The following is a 22286-nucleotide window of genomic DNA, read 5'->3' as shown; positions in this document are numbered from 1 at the left end:
ATACCTCTCGAGCGGTTTTGGAGACGGCGATCGGGAAGCCATGAGCTTCAAGGCTCTTTGTTCTTCGGCGAGTGGACCCCGCTGCTATCGGCGCCGTCGGGGCTGCTCCCGGCAATCGACGATTTGTGTCTACGCACGCAACTGGGGTGAGGCGGCGGTTTGCCACCCCACCCCAGCGTGCTACTTTCCTCGGCGGTGCGCCGGGGTCTGCGACAGAGCGCTCCCGGCCGCCTTCTTGGCTGTTGCGCTGTAGTTGCCGCGCAGTACCTTGGATGCCGCCTTCGCCGCGGGCTTGCTCGTCTGCTTACTGTTCCGTGCCACTTCGGGCCTCCTTCGTTGTCGTTTTAGCGCGGGATGCGCTTGACGGGGACGCGACGCGTCGTGGTCGTGGTCGTGGTCGTGACCTTGATGGGTCCGCGTCGGACCGTTCTCGTCTGGCGGTGAACTGCCATGGCTCCTCCTTCCCTCGAGCTCCCGCCTGAGGGTGGAGGGACACCATGGCGGTGGCCGACAACTCCGGGTATCGTCATCTCTTGCTACAGGTCCTGACGATCCTCAGGGCGTCCGGCCGTCCCACTGCGAAGGGGGCGGCCGGTTTTCGTTGTACATCCATCAGCAACGCGTGCTGACGCTTGTGTGTATGTAGGTCGTCCGCTCACTTCCCCCCACGCTCGGACGGACTTTTTCTCGATGTGCGGATCACGATGGCCCGGTGCACAACTGAGGCGGCTGTTCGAGTCGGTACGGTATTACGAGCTTGCACCGCCTTCTTGGCCCCCAGCGACGATTGCTCAATTTTTGCGTTGAAGCTTGTCATGCTGCTCCCTCATCTCTCACGCGCTTGCGTGCTCTAGCGATCATCTTTTCGACGGCTTTTTCGGTCATCGCCAAGGTGGTCGCGATCGATCCGAATGTCTCGCCGTTCACGGCGTGACGCCAGAACGCTTCACGCGCTCGAGGATCCTCGATGAGGACCAGCACGCGTCGCGCCTCATCTCGAACGGTGGTCTGGTGCGTGATGTCCTCGATGTGGGACTCGAGGACATGGTGGTCTGGCTCAACTGCGATGGGGCGGCCGGAGTATTCGGTGTGCCAGCGCTTGTAGACGTTCCCGAACTGCATCAAGCACTGTCCGACGAAGAAAGTGCTCAGCGAGGCGCCCTTCGTGGGGTCCCATCGACCTGGCACGAGCACGCGGTCCTTGAAGGCCACCAGCGCGAGAGCCACCGTTTCGTTCGCCAACTCCTCGGCGGTGTCTTCGTCCTCGTTCATTGCTCTAGGGCGCGGCTCAGGGGGCAAGCCACCAAACCCGCGCTCGCGCACCTTCGCGAGAATCACACCGCTACGGATCCACCCTCTGATTACGGCGATCCCATACTTCGCTAGCACGGTGACGAACACGGTGTACTTCCGACCATCGAACCCGTCTGCTCGCAGATCCTCGAGAAGTGCCTTGTCGCCCTGCAGGCGATCGAGCTTCTCTCGGAGCTCATCAACCTCGGCGGCTTCCGCCGTAGCCGAGAGCTCACCCCGGGAAGCTGAGTTGTGCTCGCCGGGCATCATGAGGAACTGGAGCCTTTCAACGTCAAGTTGCGAAGTCCCAACGTGCGTTGCGACGTCACATCGTATGTAGACACCTCATCGTCTACCCCCCAGCAGTCGCTTAGAAGTTTTCGGTGCACTAGCGTGACGCCCATGCGAGTTGGTGTCTACGTCGACGGATTCAAGCTTCACTACGGCGGACAGGCGCACCTCGGCGACTCGCCTGGCTGGAAGTGGCTCGATCTACGCGCACTCGCGACCCGCTACCGTCCTGGAGCGGAGCTGTAGTTGATCGCGTCGTCTACTGCACCGCCCGCGTCAACGACGCCACCGACCCCGCTCAAATTCAGCGACATTACTTCTACTTGAAGGCTCTGCTGCTCCATGGCTCTGCGGACGTGATCGAAGAGGGGTACTACGCATCCTGGTCGAAGGAATCGGTGATGACGGCCGAGGCGGCGGGCACCCGGACCCCGACTGTTCTCGTCGACTCGCAGGCACAGTTCAACTGGTCACCCGGGCTTCGCGTACGCAGGAAAGCAGACGGGACCATGTTTGCGACGGTCCGCAAGCGCGAGGAGAAGGGTTCTGACGTGAACGTTGCGACCCATCTCCTCTTCGACGTATTACAGGGCCAGGTTGACGCGGCCATCGTCATCTCGAACGATTCGGATCTGGCGCTGCCCATCACCATCGCGCGCAAGCACGTGCCAGTGGGGCTGCTGAACCCGGGGAAGAAGCCGACCGCCGGTGCACTTAAGGGCCTCAGCTCAGACGGTGTTGGACAGCACTGGTGGCGCCGACTCGACGCGTCCGCCTTCCACCAATCCCAACTCCCCGATCCTGTGGCTGGGATCAACAAACCTACTGCTTGGTGAGACAAACGGGATGGGGCGTGGTATGGTTTCACCACCAACCCGTCCCTCCATGTGAGGGCGGGTCTTTTTCTTGCCCAGGGACCACAGCCTGCACTGCTTCTTGACGGCTCTTGCTCGGGCGGCTCGATCGTGCGGCCCTGCGCACGGGCCGCGCTGGTGAGAGGTACCGACGTGCGAGCCCGCGCAACCGAATCACGCGCCGGCGTCGAGCAACGTCTTCGCGTTGTGAGTGCGGCGCTGTCGTAAGCGATTCGGCTTGTCTCTTGATTCATGCCGTGAACGAGACCCGGTACGACGAGGTCCGCGTCTACTTCAGGAGACAATCTGCTCGGTGTAGTGCGGGGGCTGGTTGTCGTCCTCGAACATGCCGACCGGTGGCGGCATGTAGGGCAGCGGATCCCCGACGTCGTTCTCGTCGCGAGAGTCCGCGAACGGCCCCTCCATCGACAGGAGCACGTTCATGTGCGGGTCGCAGTGGTTGATCCACCAGGTGCTCGGCCCGTCCGTCTCGTCTCGTCGCGCGGCCTCCCACGCCCTCCCACGCCCTCCACAGGGCCTCGATGCGCTGCACCGCCTCCTTGCTCTCCCACCAGGCCGCTTTCCAGCGCATGCCGCCCCCGGAGCCGTAGGCGATCACGCGGCGGCGGTATGTGCTGATGAGCTGCTTGCGCACGAACTCATCCGCGGACCCGTAGTGCGTCGTTACTGCCTCCTCGTCTTGCGCCGGAGCGTGCTCCGCGGCGGGTGCCGAGTCCTCGCCGCCGAACGGGTCGAAGCTCTCTGCGGTCATGCTTCCTCCATAGCTGCGGTAGTGACGAGAGGCGGCGTGGTCGGTGCGGGCTTGCCCGCTTTGTGGTTCGCGATGGAGGCGTTGATCGACTCCACCAGCGCCTTAGGTCCGTCGAACCACGGGACGGTGCGCAGGATCGCGGCACGGTTACCGGAGGACATCATCACCGCGCGCCCGATCTTGCGGCCCTTCCTCGGTGTGGGGAGGTTCGCCAGTTCCGCGACGTCGAGGATCAGTTCGCGCTTCAGCGCGCTGGTGGTCGAGCGCACGCCCTTGTTCATGCTCGCGGAGGTCGTCTCGCGGTCGTAGGTGCCGATCAGGTCGGACACCATGCGCAGGAACTCCGGCTCGGAGATTCCGCCGGCGTAGAGCTTCACGTTCGCGGCCGACCAGAGCTTGAACATGCCCTCCTTGCCGAACACGCCGATGCCCTGCGACCAGGACTGGAATACCGCCATGATCGGGATGCCCCGCGAGCCGTAGTGGCTGTAGAGGTCGGGGAGGTCGCGCCAGCGACACACGTTCGCCGCCTCATCGAGCACGCCGAGCATCGGCGTCTGCATCCGGCCGCCGGGCGACACCGCTGCCAGCTCCTCCGCGGCCTCGACGGTCGCAGCGGTCAGCGCGAGGACGAGGGGGCCGGCGCTGCCGGCTCCCTCCTTGGACAGGCTGTAGAGCGTCCCGGTGGAGCGCACGAACGCCGCCGGATCGAACTCCGGCCGGGTGTCGCTCTCACCCTGCCGGTTCACCCACTGGCGGGTGCCGGAGTCCTTCAAGCAGGACGCCATACGGCGGGCGGTCGAGAACATCGATCCGCGCTCTCGGTGCTCCAACCGCAGGAAGCCCCGCAGGCTCCGCGCCATCAGCGGGAACTCGCTTGCCGACAGGATCTTCGCTGCCGTCTCGTCCTCCGGCTGGGTCGTCCACTCATAGACGTCGGTGATCGGGCGCCCGTCCAGCGCCGCCGCCGCCAGCAGCAGCGCCGCCAGCAGCTCCCGCCCGCCGGGCTCGAAGTGCGCATCCGCGCGGGCGCCGACCTCGCTGGATCCGGATGCGAAGTGCTGCGCGAGCTTCGCGGCCTTGGTGTCGTCGGTGACGGAGGAAAGGAGGTTCCACCAACAGGGGAACGGCTCGACCGCGACGCGCTGCGGATCGAACACCCACACGGCCCCGCGAGCTGCACGCGAATCACGGGTCGCGTCGAGCACGTTGCGTTTGTACGAGGTCGTCACCACCGACCCCGGAGCGCCCGTGGACGCGGGGATGACGAACGAGGGCGACCTGCCCACGGGAGGGCCGGCGAGTAGCAGCACCATACCCGCGAACGAGGCGCAGAGGGGTTGGCGCAGCTCTGCACGGCCCCTTGAAGAATCGCTCGACCGAACAGCGGTGCGTCCGGGGCCATCGACCTCATAGCGCAAGCGCGTGCTCAGATCGGGCGCCGTCTTCGTACCGCCGCGGATCTCGAGAAGCCGGCTGTGCGCCCCCGCTGGTCGAGGAGCCGTGCGACGGCGCATTGAGACCTCCCCTTTTTGTGCAGGGGAGATCTCGCTGCGCGCGCTATCTGATCAGCGGGCTCCGATCAGCTCGGGGACGTGATCTCCAGCGCGATGTTGTCGGGGTCGCGGAACTCGAGGAGGCTCATGCCGCCGGCGTCCTTGATCGGCTCGTGCGCGATGCCGAGATCGTCGAGCACGGCCGCGGCGGCCTTCAGCGCGTCGAGGTCGGGGACGGTGAAGCTGACGTGGTCGAGTCCGACCCGGTCCTCGTCGAAGCGGTCGTCGCCGGGGGCGACGGGGCGCAGGCCCAGCAGTCCACCCGGGAACTTGTAGATCACTCCGCCGAACACGAACGCCAGCTGCTCCTTCTCCTCCGGCGACGCGTCGGCCGGCGGCGCCTCGAAGGCGACGTCGAAGCCGAAGACGGAGTCGTAGAACGGACGCGAGACGGCGATGTCGCGGACGGTGAGTCGGACGTGGTTGTAGTCGACAGCGGGGATCGGCACAGGGGTTCCTCTCGGAGGGTCGGGCGGGAGTGCCCGTCATCAGTGGTTCGGAGGCGACGGGGTGCCGGTTCGGGGCTGGCGCCGGCTCCGGGGATCGGGTAGCGGGTCAGTCCAGCTCGGACGGCCGCGCCGGCTCGGCCAGCAGCGCGCGCGCCGCCATCCCGATCACCGCGCTGTAGGTGGGGTAGGCGAAGCGGACGTTCGCGAGGGTCGCGAGGTCGACTCCGGCCGCCATCGCCGTGGTCACCGACTGCACGACCTCGATCGCGTTCTCGCCCACCGCGTGCGCGCCGAGCAGCAGCTCGCGGCGCCGGTCGGCGATCAGCGTGAGGAACCCGTTCTCGCGGTCGTCGATGACGGCGCGGTCCAGGTGCGAGAACGGCACCGAGGCGACGACGCACTGCGGGTCGCGCTCGCGGGCCTGCTCCTGCGTGAAGCCGACGCCCGCGTAGTCCGGGTCAGTGAATCCGCCGGCGGGCAGGAGGAACTGGGGCGTGCGCCGGTTCGCGCCGAGCACCGCGTTCTCGGCGGCGGCCTCCGCCTCGAACTGCGCCGCCTGGACGAGCATGTCGCGCCCGTTCGCGTCGCCGACCGCGAAGATGTGCGGCACGACGGTGCGGAAGTACTGGTCGGCGGGGATCGCCGAGCGGACGACCTCGATGCCCGCGTTCTCGAGTCCGAGGTCCTCGACGTCGGCGGGCCAGCCGGTGGCCATGATCACCACGTCGACCTCGGCCGCGCGGTCCTCGCCGCCCTCGCGCCACGCGATCGCGAGCGAGCCGTCGTCCTGCCGCTCGATGCCCGACACCGTCTCGATCCCGGTGCGGACGCGGACGCCCTGGCGCTCGAAGGCGGAGGCGACGTGCTCGGAGATGCTGGAGTCGGAGGTCATCAGGATCCGCGGGGCGACGTCGAGGAGCGTCACCTCCGAGCCGAAGGCGTTGAAGACCGTGACGAGCTGGGCACCCGTGTTGCCGCCGCCGATCACCGCGACGCGGCGCGGCAGCTCCGTCAGGCCGAGCACGTCCTCCGGCACGGTCGCGAGCTCGGCGCCCGGGATCGGCAGCCGCCGGGAGTGCCCGCCGACGCAGACCATGATCGAGCGCGCGCGGATCCGCCGCCCGCTGTCGAGCACGAGGGTGCTCTCGTCGACGAAGCGGGCGCGGCCCTCGTGGATCAGGTCGACCCCCGCCTCCTCGAACCGCTGCGCCTCGCGCTTGATCGAGCGCACCAGGTCGACGCGCTCGTGCACGTGGCGCACGGTCGCGGCCCAGTCGAGCACGGGAGTGCCGATCTCGATCCCGTAGTCGCCGGCGGAGCGGGTCTCGCGCATCATCCGCGCCGTCTTCGCCAGGACGCGGGTGGGCACGCAGCCGGTGTTGACGCAGGTGCCGCCGACGCGCGCGGCCTCGAGCACGACGACGCGCGCTCCCAGCTCCGCGGCACGGAGGGCGGCGGCCGTCCCCGCGGGTCCTGCGCCGATGACGGCGACGTCGTACTCGGCCTGCTCGGGAGTGCTGTCGGGCACGGGGACCTCCGGTTCTGGGTGTTCTTCGATCCTGCCGCTCCGCGCCCCGCCGCACCCGGCCTTGACAGCCCGGACGCGGACGGGGGTCCCCGACCGTGCCCCGACGCTGAACATCGGCCGAGGACGGTTGCCCGGCGGGCGCCCGGCGCGGTGGGATGACCGGGTGGGCTGCGGCGGGGGACTCGAGCGGAAGGCGCTCCGATGAGCGCCCGCACCTTCGGGGTGGAGGAGGAGTACCTCCTCGTCGACGCCGGCTCGTTCCTCCCGACGCCCGCGGCGCCACTGCTGCTCGGCTCCGTGCGCGGCTCCGCGGCGGTCGCCCTGGCCGCCGAGCTCAAGGCGGAGCAGATCGAGGCGGTCGGCGCACCCGCCCGCTCGCACGACGCGCTGCTGGCGGGCCTGCGCGAGGGCCGCCGCCTGGCCGACGACTCCGCCCGCGAGGTCGGCGCCCGGGCCGTCGCGGTCGCGACCAGCCCCGCCGCGTTCGAGCCGCATCTCTCGGCCGACGAGCGCTACGACCGGATGGCCGAGCGCTTCGGCCTCGTCGCCCGCGAGCAGTTCACCTGCGGCCTGCACGTCCACGTCGGGATCGGGTCGCCGGAGGAGGGGATCGCGGTCCTCGACCGGCTGCGCGGCTGGCTGCCCGCCCTCCTCGCCCTGAGCACCAACTCCCCGCTGAGCGCCGGCGTCGACACCGGATTCGCCAGCTGGCGCTACCAGTCCTGGGGGCGCTGGCCCACCGCCGGCCCGGTCGGGATCTGGGGCGACCTGGCCCAGTACCGCCGCGTCGTCGCGTCCCTCACCTCGTGCGGCGTGCTGCTGGACGAGGGGATGCTCTACTTCGACGCCCGCCTCTCGCGCGCGCACCCGACCGTCGAGGTGCGCATCTCCGACGTCCCGCTGCACGCCGAGGACTCCGCGCTGATCGCCGTCCTGATCCGCGCGCTCGCCGACACCGCCGTCCGCGACGCGAGCGCCGGGGTCCCGCCCGTGCCGCTGCCCACTCCGGTGATCGCCGTCTCCTCCTGGCTGGCGAGCCGCCACGGCACGACCGGCGACCTCGTCGATCCGGTCGACGGCTGCCCGGCCCCCGCCTCCGCGGTGCTGGCGCGCTTGCTGGATCACGCGGGACGGGCGCTGGCGGAGGCGGGCGACGAGGAGGTCGCGGTGCGCGGCGTCGAGAGGGTCCTGGCGCGGGGCACGGGCGCCGAGCGGCAGCGCGCGGTGTGGGAGCGGACGGCGTCCCCGGCCGCGGTCATCGCGGACGCGGCGGAGGCGACGCGCGCCTAGCGGATCAGGGCTCGCTGGTCGCGGGCTCCGCGGATCCGGGCACCGCTGTGCCGGACTCCGCCGTTCCGGGCTCCGCCGTTCCGGGCTCCGCCGTTCCGGGCTCCGCCGCCTCGGGCTGCGGCGACTCCGGAATCAGCTGGTAGCCGCCCTCGATCGTCCCGTCGGGACGGAGGAGGATCTGCGTGTACACCGGGGCGCCGCTGCGGAGCGTGGTGCCGCTGACCCGGAGAGGCTCGCCGGCGAAGAACGCGTCGGAGCCGGTGCAGCCGGCGAAGAAGGACGCGTCCGGGCGCTGCACCGCGAGGCACACCGTGGTGCCGTTCGGCTCCGTGATCAGCAGGCGGTCGTTCTCGGCGGTGTCGAAGCCGGAGCCGTAGACGACGGCCTCCCCGGCGAGCAGGGCGAGGCCCGGCGGGACGTCGGTGGTCGGCTCCCAGCCCTCGACGAGCGTGGCGAAGCGGTCGGCGGGATCCGCAGAGGGGGTCGGCGACGCGACGGGATCGGCCGGCGGCGGGAGGAGGAGCGCGGTGGGGACGATCGCGCCCACCGCGGCTGCGCCGACGATCGCGGCGGCGAGCACGAGGCGGCGGCGGCGGGGGTGCTGCGCGCGCGGGGCCCGCCGGTCGGGGTGCTCGGCGGGCGACTCCGGAGTCCCGGATCCGGCGGTCGCCGACAGCGGGGGTGCGGTCTCGGACAGGGGGAGACGCGAGTCGGTCGCCGTCTCGGGAGGTGCCGCGCCCGGCTGCGCCCCGGGAAGCTCGGCGCCGGTCTGCACGCCGGACCGCGTCACTCCCGGAGGCGTGTCCTGCGCGTCCAGCTCGCCGAGCCGCCGCAGCGCCTCGCGCCGCTCGTCCCCATCGGCGCCGTCGTCGCGTGGTCGGGCCGACAGGATCCGCTCGAGATCCCTGCGCTCGTCGTCCTCGGCCTGCACTCCGCCAGTATGGCGGCGCCGGACGCGGGAACGGCCCGCTGCTCCCGGGACGCCGCGTTCTCAGCGGTGTCCCGGCGGCAGCGGGCCGTTCCGGTGCGGGCGTCAGCCCGACGGGTTCTCGACCGGGTCGCCCTCGGGGTCGGTGCCCGTCTCGGGGTCGACGTGCTCGGGGTCGGTGGTCTGCGGGTCCTCGGGAGTGTTCTTCTCGGTCATCGGATCCTCCTTGTCGCTGGGTGCGGATCGTGCGGACGAGGTCCACGCTAGGCGGCGCGCCTCGGACGCCGCCCCCGGGTTGACTCCGCCGCCGTTCGGTGTCCCACCGAGGCCGGGAGCGTCGGATCCGCCCGGAACGGCCCCGACCGCTCGTCCTGACCTCGGTCGAGGGGGCCGCCCGCACGAGCCCTCGTGCCAGCCGCGGGCCTCCACCGCAAGGCCTGGCAGCGTTCTCCCGCGATTCGTACGCTGAATCCGTCGAGCCGAGGAGCAGCAGCGCCACATGATCCGCACCACCGTCACCATCGAGGGCAAGACCTACGGGCTGTCCCAGGGGACCGACGTCGCCGAGCTGAAGCGGTCGGCCACCGAGGCGACGCAGGCCGGAGGAGGCCTCGTCGACTTCGTGATCGTGGGCAACCGCCAGGTCAGCGTGCTGATCTCGACGGGCGTGCCGGTGATCTTCGAGGAGCTCGAGGTGCCGGACGACGACCGCGACACCGGTGACGTCCACCAGCCGTGGGACGACATCGACTACCTCGACTGACCCCGACCTCCCGGTCGCGCCGAGTCGCGGCCGGGTATCAGACGCCTGAGGGGCGCCGCCGGCTGGACCCGGCGTCTCTCGGGCTCCTCGTCCCGCGCTACTCCGCGGACTCGCTCTCGGCCAGCTCGCCCGCGACCAGCGTGCGGGCGGCCGAGGCGAGGGCCGAGCGGACGCGCTCCGCGGGCTCCTGCAGCATCGCCGCGATCGCGTCGACGTCGTGGCCGCCCGTGTGGCGGAGCAGCCAGGCCTGGCGCTCGAGCGTCGGCAGGGCGTGCAGGCGGCGGTGGAAGCCCGAGCGCAGCAGGTCGTCCTCGCGGATCGCCGGGGCGGCCGGCTCGGCGCGCTCCATCGCTGAACCGCCGCGCTGGACGCTCGCGCGTCCGACCTCGGCGCGCATCAGGTCGAGGGCGCCCGTGTCGTCGAGTCCCTGCGGCCGTCCGGTGCGGACGGTGACAGCGGCGTGGCGGAGGGCGGCGCTCGCCGCGGAGTCCGACAGCGTGAGGCGGTAGGCGTACGCGTAGAGGCCGAGGGCGCGGTTCTCGAGGGCGCGGCCGGCGAGCAGTTCGCCCTGCTGCTGCGACTGCGTCATGCCGACGGCGGCGACGGGTCTGTCGTAGGTGGTCACGGTGACTCCTCGGGTCCGCGCGTTCCCGGTCGGGAAACGCGTCGGAGGCGATGCTAGGGAGTCGAGAACGAGCGTTCTACCCTTGACTTCTCAGATTCTTTTTCGATGCGTGCGCATGGAAGCGCTTTCCCGACAACCGTCCTGGAAAGAGGAAGCGCTCTCACTCCCGCGCCGAGAGGATGCAGAACTCGTTGCCCTCCGGGTCGGCGAGCACGACCCAGGACTGCTCGCCCTGCCCGACGTCGGACCGCGTCGCCCCGAGGCCGACCAGCCGCGCGACCTCCGCCTCCTGGTCGTCCGGCACGAAATCCAGGTGCAGGCGGTTCTTCACGGTCTTGCGCTCGGGCACGTCGAGGAAGAGCAGGCTCGGCCCCCGGCCCGACGGGGCGAGCAGCTCGATGCCGTCCTCGTCCTCGTCGACGACGTCCCAGCCGAGCGCCTCCTGCCACCAGTGGCCGAGCGTGCGGAAGTCGGTGCAGTCGACGATGATCTCTTCGAGTCGGAGGGCCATGCACCGACGCTAATCGGCGCGGGGCGTGTCGGGGAAGTGCGTCCGGCGGGTCCGCGCGGCGTCCGGCTCCGTCCGGCCGTCCGATCCGCGGGTGCGGGCGCCCGTGCCGCTTCGGCACGACCGCTGGCGGCCGGAGCGGCGGCGCGGCATCCTCGACCCGGGTGCCCCTGCGCCCGGGGACGAGGAGCAGCATGAGCACCGCACGCGAGCAGTGGGAGGCGCGCTACGCCGACTCCGATCGGATCTGGTCGGGCCGCCCGAACGCGACGCTGGTCGGGCTGGTCGGCTCGCTGACGCCGGGCCGCGCCCTCGACCTCGGCGCCGGCGAGGGGGCGGACGCGCTGTGGCTCGCGTCGCTCGGCTGGCGCGTGACCGGGCTCGACCTCTCCGAGACGGCGCTGGGCCGGGCGCGCGCGGCCGCGGCCGAGCACGGCGCCGAGGTGGAGCTCGTGCAGGCCGACCTCGCCGAGGGCTGGCCGGTCGTGGGGGAGTTCGATCTGGTGACGGCGAGCTTCCTGCACTCGATGGCCGAGTTCCCGCGGATCGAGGTGCTGCGGCGGGCGGCCTCCGTCGTCGCTCCGGGCGGGCGCCTCGCCGTCGTCTCGCACGTCGCGCCTCCGCCGTGGGCGAGCGCCGACGAGCACCGGCACGGAGCCGCGCACCTCGTCGCCCCCGAGGAGGAGCTCGCCGAGCTCGCCCTCGACCCGGCCGAGTGGACCGCCCTGCTCGTCGAGACGCGGGAGCGCGCCGTGACCGCCCCCGACGGCACGGCCGCAGTGCTCCTGGACGGCGTGCTGCTGCTGCAGCGCCGCGGCTGAGCCGGCACCGCTCGAGGACCTGGGCGCCGCGGTCGGGCTAGCGTGGTCCGCGACCCCGACCCCGCAGGAGGCGCCGATGCCGCTCGATCCGTACCTCGCCGATCGGCTGCCCCTCCTGGACGGCCTCGCGTATCCGCTCGACGCGGAGCAGGCCGCCCGCATGGCCGCCTTCGAGGAGGACCCGGGGCCCTGGGCGCTGCCCGAGGGGATCGACGTCGTCACGGAGACGGCACCCGGCCCGCACGGACCGGTCCCGCTACGCGTGTACGTGCCCGCCGCGCCCGAGCGCGCTCTGCTCTGGGTGCACGGAGGAGGGTTCGCCGCCGGCAGCGTCGACATGAGCGAGTCGCACGTCGTCGCGGCGGAGCTCGCCGACCGGGCGCGGGCCCGGGTCGTCTCCGTCGACTACCGGCTCGCCGGCCCCGACGTCCGCTACCCCGTCCCCCTCGACGACGTGCACGCCGCCTGGCGGCACCTCCGCAGCACGCAGGCCGGATCGACACCGGTCGCGATCGGCGGCGCGAGCGCGGGGGCCGCCCTGGCCCTCGGCGCGGTCCTCCGCGAGCGCGATGCCGGCGCGCGGCTGCCGGAGCACGTGCTCCTGGCCTACCCCTTCGCGCACTTCCCCAACCCCGCCGTCGACGACGCGATCGCGGCCGAGCTGCGGGAGCTGCCGCCGGTCCTCCGCTTCCCTCCGTCGAGCATCGAGGGCATGGTGCGCACCTACCTCGGCCGGATCTCCGACCTCCCCGTCGAGGCGCTGCCCGGCTCCGCGCCGCTGGCGGGTCTGCCTCCGGTCACGGTCCTCGTGAACGAGTACGACGAGCTGCGCGGGTCGGCCGAGCTGCTCCTGCGCCAGCTCGCGGAGGCGGGCGTCGCCGTGACCGGGCACCTGGCCGCCGGCATGCCGCACGGGCACCTGAACCGGACGCCGGCGCTGCCCGAGGTCGACCGCTCGCTGCACCTCTTCGCCGCTCAGCTGCGGTCGATGGTCTGAGGCGCCCCGCCCCGCTCAGGCGCGGTCGTGCAGGGTGACGTGGTAGCCGTCCGGGTCGGCGAACGTGAAGGTGCGCCCGAAGGGTCCGTCGATCGGATCCGCGACGACGCTGTGCCCGTCGGCGACGAGCGCGTCGTGGATCTCCTGCACGCCGGTCGCGTGCAGCCAGATCGCGGCGCCCACCCCGGGGCGGGAGGCGGAGTCGAGGTCGGTGCCGGGCGCGAGGTCGCGCAGGGCGAAGGCGATCGGGGTGGTCGTGAAGACGACGGCGTGCGGCGGGCCGGCGGGCGAGCGGACCAGGCCGAGGTAGTGCTCGTAGAACGCCTGGGACGCATCGAGGTCGCGGACCTGGAGCGAGACGAAGTCGGGGCCGGTGACGGGCATGGTGTTCCTCCTCGGTTGTGTCAGCTTTCTGACACGGAAAAGCGTATGTCAGAATACTGACATGAGTCAAGACGGCATCGACCTCGAGACCTCGCTCGGCTACCTCCTCAAGGAGGCGTCGAGCGCCCTGCGCGCGGCGATGGAGGCGGTGCTCCGCCCGCTCGGGATGACGGTCACCCACTACTCCTGCCTCGAGCTCCTCGCCCAGCGGCCCGGCCTCTCGAACTCGGAGCTCGCCCGCGGCGCCTTCGTCACGCGCCAGTCCATGAACGTGCTGCTGCAGACCCTCGAGCGCGACGGGGTCGTCACCCGCCCGGATGCGGCTCCGGTCGGCAAGGCGCTGCCCGCCCGGCTCACCGAGCGCGGGCGCCGCAGCCTCGCCGAGGCCTCCGCCGCCGTCCGCGGGGTGGAGCTGCGGATGCTGGAGGGGCTCGCGGAGGAGGAGCGGCAGGCGGCGGCGCGCCTGCTCCGCGGGATGATCCGGTCGCTGCGCGCGGACGACCGCGCCTGAGGGGCGCTGTTCCGCCGTCTGTAGGAACGGGCGCCGCACGCGCGCCGGTACGGTCGCGCACATGGCAGCAGGAGGAGCGGTGCGACCGCTCGACGTGGGGATCGTCGGCGGCTCGATCGGCGGGCTGTTCGCCGCGGCCCTGCTCGTCCGCGACGGTGCATCTCGAGGCGCGTCGGGCTGAAGGTGACGGATCGAGTGTCCCGCCCCCGCTGCCCGCCCGACCCGCCTGCTGTGGAGGACTGGCCCGTGCACGCCAGAAGCCGCCGTGCACGCCGGATCCGAGGGTCGAGCGTGCACGGCGGCTTCCGGCGTAGGGCGTGCCGTGAGGCGCTCGGCACGATGTCCTCGCTCGACGCGGAGGTCGGCGCGACGGGCATCGAACCCGGAGTCGCGCTCGACGAGCCGCGCGTCCCTTGCTCCCCGGACCCCGGAGACGGCACCCTCGGGTGACGGCCCACAGCGAAGGAGACGCATGGACGACGACGGACTCCTGGCCGCGCTGCTGCGGGGGCGGCCGGCGACGCTGGCCGACGCGGCGGAGCTGACGCACATCGACGAGGCCGAGGTCGACGCGGCGATCGAGCGGCTCCGCGGCCGGGGGCTCATGGGCGGCGAGGGCGAGCAGCTCGACTTCCCGGCGCCGATGGAGTGGGCGGCCGCGGCCATCGCCCGGCACACCGAGTCGGCGCGGCGGGCGAGCAGGGAGTCGCTGGACGGGATCGAGAGCGTGGTCGCGGGGCTGCCGATGCTGCTCGGCGCCTGGCGGGTCGGCGAGGACACGACGGATCCCGTACCGACGCTCCTCCGCCACGGGCCGCACGCGTCCGAGGACCTCTGGTTCGACCTGGTGCGCCGCGACTCCGGCTCGCTCGTGGCGGTGCTCCCGAACGTGGAGCGGTTCCTCGACCCGCCGACGGAGCGGGCGGTCCGCTTCGGGCACGCGCTCGCGGCGAAGGACCGGGTGCGCGTGATCATGCCGGCCGCCGGCGCGCGCGACCCGCGAGTGCTCGCCCGGGTGCAGGCGTACCAGGCGGCGGGCGTCGAGTACCGGCTCCTCGAGAGCCCGCCGAGCTGGTTCTGGGTCGACGGCGATCACCTCGCCGTCCCGTTCGAGTGGGGCGAGACGAAGCCGACCAGCGTGCTCGGCGTGCGCCATGCGGCACTGGCGGGGCTGGTCGAGTCGTACTTCGAGGTGCTGTGGCGGCAGGCCGCGCCGATCGGAGCCGTCGATCAGAGCTGGCTCCCGCTGCTCCGGCTGATGCGCCAGGGCGTCACGCTCGAGACCGCGTCGCACCGGCTCGGCATGAACCCGCGGACCGGCCGCCGCCGCGTGGCCGCCGCGATGGAGCACTACGGCGTCGCGACGCTCTTCGCGCTCGGGACAGCATGGGCGGCGGACTCGCACAACCGCGACAGCGACGCCGGTGCCGGTGAGCAGGTGCTCGACGATCCGGAGGCGCTCGAGCCGGGTGCGCTGCACGACGGCGAGATCGACCTCGCCGAGACGGTGCCGCGCGAGGACTGAGACGCCGCGGGCCACAGCGGGGACGGGGCCCAGCGAGGCCTCGGCCCCCGCGAGGACTGGGCCCGCGCGAGGCCCGGGCCGCACCTGCTACCGGCGCAGTCCCTGCACGTACCCGAGCACGTCCCGGCCGAGCGTCGACGCGTGCGGCCAGGAGTCCGAGATCTGCCGGGCGAGCGGCGCGAGTGCCGCGGCCCGCTCCTCGGGATCGTGCGCGTCACGAGCACGGGCCAGTGCGAGCCGGGCCGCCTCCACGGCGCCGGGCGGCAGTCCGTCGCGGGCGCCCTCCTCGTCGAGGCGCGCGAGGAGACCGTCGAGGATCGTCATGCCCGCCATCGTCGCAAACGGGGTGCGGCCGGCCCCTCGACGCCTTCGGGTGGCGATGAGGAGTCGGCCGATGCGCCGCCCGGGCACCTCTCCAGTGTCCGGACGTGACCACCGCGGGGACAAGAGCCTGTAGCGGACATGTCCGGAAGAGGACACCGCACCCGGGAGCGGATCGCGGGCGCTCCCCCTCCGCGGCGGGCGCGTGCCAGGCTTGTCGCATGGATCTCGAGGTGCGGCCGGGACTGGTCGTCCCCGCATCGGAGCTGCAGTGGCGGTTCTCGCGCTCCTCCGGCCCCGGCGGGCAGCACGTGAACACCTCCGACAGCCGCGTGCAGCTCACCTGGAACGTCGAGGAGTCGACGGCCCTCTCGGACGAGCAGCGCTCCCGCCTGCTCGAGCGCCTCGGGCGGCGGCTCGTCTCCGGAGCGGTCACCGTCACGGTGGCGCAGGAGCGCTCCCAGCTGCGCAACCGCGAGACGGCCCTCGAGATGCTCCGCGGGATCGTCACGGCGGCCCTCGCGCCTCCCTCCGCCCCGCGGCGCCCGACCCGGCCCACGCGCGGCTCCACCCGCCGACGCCTCGCCGCGAAGCAGCAGCGCTCCGAGACGAAGCAGCAGCGCCGGCGGCCGCCCGGCGACTGAGACCTGCACGATCGAGGCTGAGAGCGGCCGCGGGCCCGCCGGGAGCAGGATCCGGCCTCCCCGCCTTGCGTGCGCAGGTCCGGCGTCTCAGCCTTGCGTGCGCGGGCCCGGCGTCGCTGCCCGGCGTGCGCCGACTCGGCTCAGGGAGTGAAGAACGCCTCGATCGCCGCGGTCAGGGCGACCAGGTCGTCCACGTGGGCGAGCTCGCGCGCCGAGTGCATCGAGAGCAGCGGGACTCCCACGTCGACCGTGGAGATGCCGAGGCGGGTCGCGGTCAGCGGGCCGATCGTGGATCCGCACGGCACCGAGTTGTTCGAGACGAACTCCTGGTACCCGACGCCGGCGCGCTCGCAGACGCCCGCCCACAGCGCCGCGCCGCGCGCATCCGTCGCGTAGCGCTGGGTCGCGTTGATCTTGAGCAGCGGCCCCTTCCCGGCGACCGGCTGGTTCGCGGGGTCGTGCTTCTCGGAGTAGTTGGGGTGCACGGAGTGGCCCGCGTCGGCCGAGAGGCACCAGGAGGCGGCGATCGCCCGGGCGCGCTCGTCGACGCCGGCGCCCAGGGCCGAGCCGATGCGCGAGAGGACGTCCTCGAGGAACGGCCCGCTCGCTCCGGACCGGCTCGCGGAGCCGAGCTCCTCGTGGTCGAAGGCGGCGAGCATGCTGATGTGCGCGGGCAACGCCGCGGGATCGGCGCTCGCCGCGAGGAGCGCGACCAGGCCGGCGTGCACGGAGCTGAGGTCGTCCATCCGCCCGGCGGCGAGGAACATCTCGTCGAGGCCGAAGCGGCGCGGCGCCTGCGTGTCGGCGGTGAGCAGGTCGTACCCGGCGATGTCGGAGGCGTCGTCGAGCCCGGCGTGCGCAGCGAGCAGCTGGATCAGGTCGACCTCGGAGGCGTCGCCGATGCCGAACACGGGGACGGTGTGCTTCTGGCGGTCGAGGGTGAGGCCCTCGTTCGCCGTGCGGTCGAGGTGGATCGCGAGCTGCGGGATTCGCAGCAGCGGACCGGTCCGGAGCAGGCGCGTCGAGCCGTCGCGGGTGACCACGCGCCCGGCCAGCTCGAGCTCGCGGTCGAGCCAGGAGTTGAGCAGCGGGCCGCCGTAGATCTCGACGCCGGCCTGCAGCCAGCCCTTCGAGCCGATCGTCGGCCGGGGCTTGAGCATGAAGCCGGGGGAGTCGGTGTGGGCGCCCAGGATGCGGAAGGGAGTGGTCGACCCGGCGCCCTCGGGCAGGTGCCAGGCGATGATCGCGCCGTCGCGGACGACGTAGTAGCGGCCGGAGTCCGCCGGCCAGGCCTGCGTCTCGTCCAGCCCCGTGAATCCGGCTCCCTCGAGGCGCCGTGCCGCCTCGGCTGCCGCGTGGTACGAGGAGGGGGAGGCGGTCAGGAACTCGGCGAAGTCGGCGATGTGGTCGTCACGCGTGGTCATCCGTCCAGTGAAGCACGCGGCGCGGCCGGGGCGGGGAGGGCCCGGAGGAGCCCGTGCGGCGGCCGTGGCGGCCGGGCAGGGGCTCCCCCGGGGCCGAGGGTCAGCGCCGGGTCAGGTCGACGCCGGCCTCGGCGGCGATCGCCTTGATCAGCGCCGAGGCGTTCTCCCCGCCGAAGCCGGCGGCCATCGCCTCGTCGATGTAGTGGCGGGCCGTCGCGACGCCGGGGACGGGCGCGCCGACGCTGTCCGCGTAGGCCTGGATCAGCCCCGCGTCCTTCTGCATCAGCGCGAGGGCGAAGGACGGCGAGTAGTCGCCGGCGAGGACGGAGGGACCGACGCCGTCGAAGATCGGCGACTTGAAGTCGGTGACGGCGAGCACCTCCAGGACCTTGTGCAGGTCGAGCCCGCCCTTCTCGGCGAGGGTGAGAGCCTGGCCGAGCGCGAGCAGCTGCGACGCGACGATCAGGTTGCCGACCAGCTTCATCCGCGCACCGGAGCCGCCGGGGCCGATGTGGTGGACGGTCTCGCTGATCGCCTCGAGCACGGGCCGCGCCTCGGCGAAGACCTCGGCGTCGCCTCCCACGACGACCCAGAGACCGCCCGCCGCGGCCTCGCCCTTCGAGCCGAACACCGGGGCGTCCAGGAAGCGGACGCCGCGGGCGTCGAACGCCGCGCGCTCCTCGTCGCTCGCCTCAGGGCTGATCGTGGACAGGTCGATGACGATCGTCGACGGGTCGACGAGGCCGGCGAGCCCGCCCTCGGCGAGGACGACCTCGCGCACGGCCGTGTCGTCGGCGAAGCAGGAGAGGACGAAGTCGGCGCCCTCCGCCGCGTCGGCGACGGACTCCGCCGTCGCTGCTCCCGCGACCTCGGGCACCGCGCTGCGGTTCCAGACGGTGACGTCGTGCCCCGCCTTCACGAGGTTGTCCGCCATCCCGCGTCCCATGGTCCCCAGTCCGAGGAATCCGATTCTCGCCATCTCAGTGCACCTTCATCTCTGTGTCGGAGGTCGTCTCCGAATTGGCGGCCCTCCAGGACTGGAGGAACCGCAGGTAGGCGGTGGCTCCGGGGTCCTGCAGGCCGATGCTGCGGTCCTGCAGCCACGACGCGCGACCACGGCGGGACTGCAGCTCCTTCGAGCTGATCACGCCCTGCTCCGCGGCCGCGATCGCCGCGTCGAGGGCGGCGGGGCCGGGCTCCGACGTGCGCAGCGCCTCAGCCGCGGGGAACATCGCGTCGAGGATCGTCTTGTCGCCCACCTGCGACTTGCCCCGCTGGCTGATCGACTCGGCGGCCGCGAGCGCGAAGGCGCTGACGTCGTCGGAGCCGATGGTGGCGGCGTCGCCCCAGACCCGGGAGCCGGCGAGCAGCGCGCCCGCGACGAGCGCGGCCATGGTCGACGGATTCGCGTTGGCGAAGGCCTTGGCGCAGGCGAGCACGACCTCGGTCGGCGTCGCCGTGTCCGGGAGCTGCGCGAGCGCCTCGCGGGCGGCCTTGGCGCCGAGCGACACCGTGATGCCCAGGTCGCCGTCGCCGAGCGCCTGGTCCAGGTCGCCGAGCTCGTCGGCGTGCTCGGGGAAGACGACCAGGCACTTCGCGATCGCGGAGGTGAGTTCGGTTCCGTTCATCGTGATCAGACCTCTCTGAAGAAGGGTGACTGGGCGGGGGCGTTCAGCAGCTCGAGGCGCGCGTCGTCGAGGGCGAGGAGCGAGATCGACGCTCCGGCCATCTCGAGGCTGGTCGCGTACTCGCCGATGTAGTTCTTCGCGACGGTGACGCCGCGCTCGGCGAGGAGCCCGTGGACCCGCCGGTAGAGCAGGTACAGCTCCTCGAGGGGAGTGGCGCCCATGCCGTTGACGAGCACGGCCACGCGGTCGCCCTCGCCGATGCCGAGGTCCGCGACGAGCCGCTCCGTGAGGTGCTCGGCGATGCTGTCCGCCGACTCGAGGGCGCCGCGGTGGATGCCGGGCTCGCCGTGGATCCCGATCCCGATCTCCATCTCGTCCTCGGCCAGCTCGAAGCTGGGCTTGGCCGTCATCGGGAGGATCGTCGGGGAGAGCCCCACTCCCATGGTCGCCGTGTGCTCGATGATGTCCTCGGCGACGGCCGCGACCTCGTCGAGCGAGTCCCCGCGCTCGGCGGCGGCACCGGCCGCCTTGAACGCGAAGAAGATGCCGGCGACTCCGCGGCGGTCGGCGGCCCGCTCCTTCGGCTGGCTGGCGACGTCGTCGCGTCCGAGGGCGGTCAGCGTGCGGATCCCCTCGAGCTCGGCCATGTCGACCGAGAGGTCGAAGTTGAAGACGTCGCCGCCGTAGTTGCCGTAGAGGTAGAGGACGCCGGCGCCACCGTCAACGGCCTTGGTCGCCTCCAGGATCTGCGCGGACGACGGCGAGGAGAACACGTTGCCGATGGCGACCGCGTCGCACAGCCCCGTGCCGACGTAGCCCTTGAACAGCGGCAGGTGACCGGAGCCGCCGCCCGTGACGATTCCGACCTTCCCCGTGACCGGGGCGTCGGCGCGGGCGAGGATCCGCAGGTCGGTGCCCGGCGTCTTCACCAGGGTCGGGTGAGCGAGCAGGATGCCCTCGACGAACTCGTCGACGAAGTCCTTCGGCTCGTTGATGATCTTCTTCACTGGTGCTCCGTTCTGGTGGACGCGTCCACGGTGGGCCGCGCGGGCGCGGGAGGGGTCGGGGTCGTCGCCCGCTGCCGGCGCGGCCGGTTCGCGGTGACGGAGTCGAGGACCATGACGGCGATGAGGAGGACGCCCTGGGCGATGGCGTACTCGTAGGAGGTCAACCGCAGAGCGGTGAATCCGCTCGAGACGACCTGGAGGGTGAGCGTGGCGAGCACGACTCCGGCGACCGAGGCGAAGCCGCCCGACGGGTTCGTCCCGCCCAGCACCGCGATGACGATGACGAGCAGCACGTAGGAGGAGCCGTAGTCGGCGGAGGCGGTGGGGTTGCGGGCGAGGAACAGCACCCCGGCGCCGCCGGCGAGCAGCCCGCCGATCATGTAGCTGCGCGAGAGGACGCTGACGCTGCGGATGCCCGAGAAGCGCGCGGCCTCGGGGTTCGCCCCCTCCAGCTGCACCTTGCGGCCGAGGGAGGTCGTGTTGATCAGCAGGGCGACCGCGACGGCCACCACGAGCAGCACGAGGAACAGCACCGGGACGGGCCCGACGGCCATCATGCCGAAGGTCGTCAGGGCCGACGGTGCTCCGTAGAGCGTGGTCCCGCCGGTCCACACCACCGCGATTCCGTTGAGGATCTGCATGGTGCCGAGGGTCGCCAGGATCGGGGTGATCCCGACGACGCTCACGAGGAACCCGTTGAGGGCGCCGCAGAGGACTCCGACGACCAGGCCCGCGAGGACGATCGGCACGGTCATCGCCTCTGCGGCGGCGGGGTCGGCGGCGGCGACCTGGGAGTAGATCGTCGCCATCGTCACCGCCGACAGGTTGGCGATCGCCACGAGGGAGAGGTCGATGCCGCCCGTGAGCATGGCGAGCATCATCGCGATGGCGATCACGCCGATCTCGGGAGCCGCGACGCCGATGTTCTGCAGGTTGAGCGGGCTGAGGAACACGCGGGGATTGGCGATCGCGAAGATCGCGACCGCGACGACGAGCGCGATGAGCATCCGGCCCGTCCCGCGGTTGCCCGACGCGCGTCCGACGACACCGCGGGTGAACGCGTCGAGGCGGTCGTTCATGCGCCGAGCCGGGTGCTCGGAGGTGGTCCGGGATCCGTCGGTCATGATGCGACCCTCGCGCTCTCTCGTTCGTGGCTCACGTCGTCGTCGACAGGCCGGACCCGCTTCGCCTTGCGGCGCGCGGCGATCGCCTGCACGCCGACTCCGACGATCAGCAGGACACCGACCGCGGCGCGCAGCCAGGCGCTGGGGACGCCGGCGAGGAGCAGGCTGTTGTTGATCACCTGGATCAGGACGACGCCCAGCACCGTGCCGAGCACCGACCCGCGGCCGCCGAAGATCGACGCGCCGCCGAGGACGACCGCGGCGATGATGTCGAGCTCGTCGCCGACCAGGTCCTGCGGGTTCGCGCTGCGGCCGAGGACCATGTGCGCGATCCCGGCCAGGGCGGCGAGGACGCCGACGAGGACGTAGACCGAGAGCTGGGTCCTGACCACGCGGAAGCCGGCCCGCCGGGCGGCCTCGATGTCGCCGCCGATCGCGTAGAGCGAGCGTCCGAACATCGTGCGCGTCAGCATCAGCCAGACCACGACCGCGAGCACGACGGCGAGCAGCGTCATCAGGTGGAGGGCCGCGCGGCCGCCCGAGGTCGCCACGTCGACGACGTTGACCGAGGAGAGTGCCGCGAGCGACGGGGGCAGCTGCGCGTAGTACTGGGCGCCGACGAAGGTGTACATCACGCCGACGAACACGCCCTGCGTGCCGAGCGTGACGATCAGCGTGGGAAGCCGGAACCGCGCGATCACGAAGCCGTTGACCAGACCGAGCACCGCGCCGATCACCACGGCCATCGCGATGATCGCGAGGGCGGGGAGGTCCTGCCCGGTGGCGAGGGTGACGCTGACCGCTGTGTAGGCCGAGAAGATCGCGACGGCCGCGAACGAGACGTCGATGCCGCCGGAGACGATGACGATCAGGACCGCGAGCGCGAAGATCAGCGGCACGGTGGCGCTGCGGAGGATCGACAGACCCGTCGTCGCGCTGAAGAAGACCGGGTTCACGGCCGTCATGACGATCACGAGGGCGACCAGGACCAGGGCGAGGACGCCCTCGTTGTTCGCGCCTCGCAGGGATCGGAGCGTGGACAC

The 22286-nt window shown here is 72.0% G+C and carries 24 protein-coding genes and 1 pseudogene; 8 read left to right on the top strand and 17 right to left on the bottom strand.

Going from position 1 to position 22286, the window contains the following annotated elements:
* Positions 1 to 180: 180 nt before the first annotated feature.
* Positions 181 to 321, bottom strand: a complete 141-nt coding sequence (locus tag GSU45_RS17085; RefSeq protein ID WP_167302062.1) for a hypothetical protein — start codon at positions 319 to 321, stop codon at positions 181 to 183.
* A 492-nt stretch (positions 322 to 813) separates the two neighbouring features.
* Positions 814 to 1563 (bottom strand): sigma factor-like helix-turn-helix DNA-binding protein, encoded by a 750-nt coding sequence (locus GSU45_RS15925; protein WP_159916418.1) that lies wholly within the window; start codon positions 1561 to 1563, stop codon positions 814 to 816.
* Positions 1564 to 1907: 344 nt separating this feature from the next.
* Between GSU45_RS15925 and GSU45_RS17080 the strand changes: the two genes are divergently transcribed.
* Positions 1908 to 2420 (top strand): NYN domain-containing protein, encoded by a 513-nt coding sequence (locus GSU45_RS17080; protein ID WP_167302032.1) that lies wholly within the window; start codon positions 1908 to 1910, stop codon positions 2418 to 2420.
* A gap of 312 nt (positions 2421 to 2732) precedes the next feature.
* Here the strand turns inward: GSU45_RS17080 and GSU45_RS17425 are convergent.
* From GSU45_RS17425 to GSU45_RS15905, 4 genes and pseudogenes are all read right to left on the bottom strand, one after another.
* Positions 2733 to 2945, bottom strand: a pseudogene (locus tag GSU45_RS17425) (DUF4913 domain-containing protein); the annotation flags it as partial.
* A 261-nt stretch (positions 2946 to 3206) separates the two neighbouring features.
* The gene (locus GSU45_RS15915) at positions 3207 to 4727 is read right to left on the bottom strand and encodes a TraM recognition domain-containing protein (RefSeq protein ID WP_159916416.1); all 1521 of its coding nucleotides are present in this window, start codon (positions 4725 to 4727) and stop codon (positions 3207 to 3209) included.
* A gap of 65 nt (positions 4728 to 4792) precedes the next feature.
* Complete coding sequence (locus tag GSU45_RS15910) at positions 4793 to 5215, bottom strand: VOC family protein (RefSeq protein ID WP_159916414.1); 423 nt, start codon at positions 5213 to 5215, stop codon at positions 4793 to 4795.
* Between the two features lie 106 nt (positions 5216 to 5321).
* Entirely contained in the window at positions 5322 to 6743 is a 1422-nt protein-coding gene (locus GSU45_RS15905; protein ID WP_244248145.1) for an NAD(P)/FAD-dependent oxidoreductase, read from the bottom strand.
* A gap of 201 nt (positions 6744 to 6944) precedes the next feature.
* Between GSU45_RS15905 and GSU45_RS15900 the strand changes: the two genes are divergently transcribed.
* The gene (locus GSU45_RS15900; protein WP_159916410.1) at positions 6945 to 8033 is read left to right on the top strand and encodes a glutamate--cysteine ligase; all 1089 of its coding nucleotides are present in this window, start codon (positions 6945 to 6947) and stop codon (positions 8031 to 8033) included.
* A gap of 4 nt (positions 8034 to 8037) precedes the next feature.
* Here GSU45_RS15900 and GSU45_RS15895 read toward each other — a convergent pair whose 3' ends face one another.
* Positions 8038 to 8964: a hypothetical protein gene (locus GSU45_RS15895; RefSeq protein WP_159916408.1), complete on the bottom strand. Its 927-nt coding sequence runs from the start codon at positions 8962 to 8964 to the stop codon at positions 8038 to 8040.
* Between the two features lie 496 nt (positions 8965 to 9460).
* On the opposite strand from GSU45_RS15895, the gene GSU45_RS15890 reads away from it, so the two are divergent.
* Entirely contained in the window at positions 9461 to 9724 is a 264-nt protein-coding gene (locus tag GSU45_RS15890) for a hypothetical protein (protein WP_104224053.1), read from the top strand.
* A 97-nt stretch (positions 9725 to 9821) separates the two neighbouring features.
* Here GSU45_RS15890 and GSU45_RS15885 read toward each other — a convergent pair whose 3' ends face one another.
* Both GSU45_RS15885 and GSU45_RS15880 read right to left on the bottom strand, forming a co-directional pair.
* Positions 9822 to 10349, bottom strand: coding sequence for a hypothetical protein (locus GSU45_RS15885; RefSeq protein ID WP_159916406.1), 528 nt, complete (start codon positions 10347 to 10349; stop codon positions 9822 to 9824).
* 160 nt (positions 10350 to 10509) lie between these two features.
* Positions 10510 to 10860 carry a VOC family protein gene (locus GSU45_RS15880; RefSeq protein WP_104224051.1) on the bottom strand — a complete coding sequence of 117 codons (351 nt, stop codon included), beginning with the start codon at positions 10858 to 10860 and terminating at the stop codon, positions 10510 to 10512.
* Between the two features lie 191 nt (positions 10861 to 11051).
* Between GSU45_RS15880 and GSU45_RS15875 the strand changes: the two genes are divergently transcribed.
* A complete protein-coding gene (locus GSU45_RS15875) occupies positions 11052 to 11678 on the top strand; it encodes a class I SAM-dependent methyltransferase (RefSeq protein WP_159916404.1) in 627 nt (208 codons plus the stop codon).
* A 76-nt stretch (positions 11679 to 11754) separates the two neighbouring features.
* Complete coding sequence (locus GSU45_RS15870) at positions 11755 to 12675, top strand: alpha/beta fold hydrolase (RefSeq protein ID WP_159916402.1); 921 nt, start codon at positions 11755 to 11757, stop codon at positions 12673 to 12675.
* A 15-nt stretch (positions 12676 to 12690) separates the two neighbouring features.
* On the opposite strand, the gene GSU45_RS15865 is transcribed toward GSU45_RS15870, so the two are convergent.
* Positions 12691 to 13059, bottom strand: a complete 369-nt coding sequence (locus tag GSU45_RS15865) for a VOC family protein (protein ID WP_159916400.1) — start codon at positions 13057 to 13059, stop codon at positions 12691 to 12693.
* Positions 13060 to 13120: 61 nt separating this feature from the next.
* On the opposite strand from GSU45_RS15865, the gene GSU45_RS15860 reads away from it, so the two are divergent.
* Together GSU45_RS15860 and GSU45_RS15855 are read left to right on the top strand one after the other, a co-directional pair.
* On the top strand, positions 13121 to 13570 hold the full coding sequence (locus GSU45_RS15860; protein ID WP_104225858.1) for a MarR family transcriptional regulator: 450 nt from the start codon (positions 13121 to 13123) through the stop codon (positions 13568 to 13570).
* A 472-nt stretch (positions 13571 to 14042) separates the two neighbouring features.
* On the top strand, positions 14043 to 15095 hold the full coding sequence (locus tag GSU45_RS15855) for a hypothetical protein (RefSeq protein WP_159916398.1): 1053 nt from the start codon (positions 14043 to 14045) through the stop codon (positions 15093 to 15095).
* Positions 15096 to 15182: 87 nt separating this feature from the next.
* Here the strand turns inward: GSU45_RS15855 and GSU45_RS15850 are convergent, their stop codons facing one another.
* Positions 15183 to 15419 (bottom strand): hypothetical protein, encoded by a 237-nt coding sequence (locus GSU45_RS15850; protein ID WP_159916396.1) that lies wholly within the window; start codon positions 15417 to 15419, stop codon positions 15183 to 15185.
* Positions 15420 to 15637: 218 nt separating this feature from the next.
* On the opposite strand from GSU45_RS15850, the gene arfB reads away from it, so the two are divergent.
* Complete coding sequence (arfB, locus tag GSU45_RS15845) at positions 15638 to 16060, top strand: alternative ribosome rescue aminoacyl-tRNA hydrolase ArfB (RefSeq protein ID WP_159916394.1); 423 nt, start codon at positions 15638 to 15640, stop codon at positions 16058 to 16060.
* 140 nt (positions 16061 to 16200) lie between these two features.
* Here arfB and GSU45_RS15840 read toward each other — a convergent pair whose 3' ends face one another.
* The 6 genes from GSU45_RS15840 to GSU45_RS15815 all read right to left on the bottom strand — a co-directional run bounded on the left by GSU45_RS15840 (position 16201) and on the right by GSU45_RS15815 (position 22286).
* Positions 16201 to 17484 (bottom strand): M18 family aminopeptidase, encoded by a 1284-nt coding sequence (locus GSU45_RS15840; RefSeq protein ID WP_159916392.1) that lies wholly within the window; start codon positions 17482 to 17484, stop codon positions 16201 to 16203.
* Between the two features lie 100 nt (positions 17485 to 17584).
* Positions 17585 to 18463 (bottom strand): NAD(P)-dependent oxidoreductase, encoded by an 879-nt coding sequence (locus GSU45_RS15835; protein ID WP_159916390.1) that lies wholly within the window; start codon positions 18461 to 18463, stop codon positions 17585 to 17587.
* A gap of 1 nt (position 18464) precedes the next feature.
* Positions 18465 to 19112, bottom strand: coding sequence for a DAK2 domain-containing protein (locus GSU45_RS15830; protein ID WP_159916388.1), 648 nt, complete (start codon positions 19110 to 19112; stop codon positions 18465 to 18467).
* Between the two features lie 5 nt (positions 19113 to 19117).
* On the bottom strand, positions 19118 to 20119 hold the full coding sequence (locus GSU45_RS15825) for a dihydroxyacetone kinase subunit DhaK (RefSeq protein WP_159916386.1): 1002 nt from the start codon (positions 20117 to 20119) through the stop codon (positions 19118 to 19120).
* A complete protein-coding gene (locus tag GSU45_RS15820) occupies positions 20116 to 21243 on the bottom strand; it encodes an ABC transporter permease (protein WP_244248144.1) in 1128 nt (375 codons plus the stop codon). Before GSU45_RS15820 ends, GSU45_RS15825 begins: the two co-directional genes overlap by 4 nt.
* On the bottom strand, positions 21240 to 22286 hold the full coding sequence (locus tag GSU45_RS15815; RefSeq protein ID WP_244229522.1) for an ABC transporter permease: 1047 nt from the start codon (positions 22284 to 22286) through the stop codon (positions 21240 to 21242). Before GSU45_RS15815 ends, GSU45_RS15820 begins: the two co-directional genes overlap by 4 nt.

Origin of the sequence: Rathayibacter sp. VKM Ac-2801, assembly GCF_009834245.1 — a bacterium.
Classification (GTDB): Bacteria; Actinomycetota; Actinomycetes; order Actinomycetales; family Microbacteriaceae; genus Rathayibacter.
Note: the sequence above shows the minus strand (reverse complement) of the source record. Positions and strands in the feature narration are given on the sequence as shown.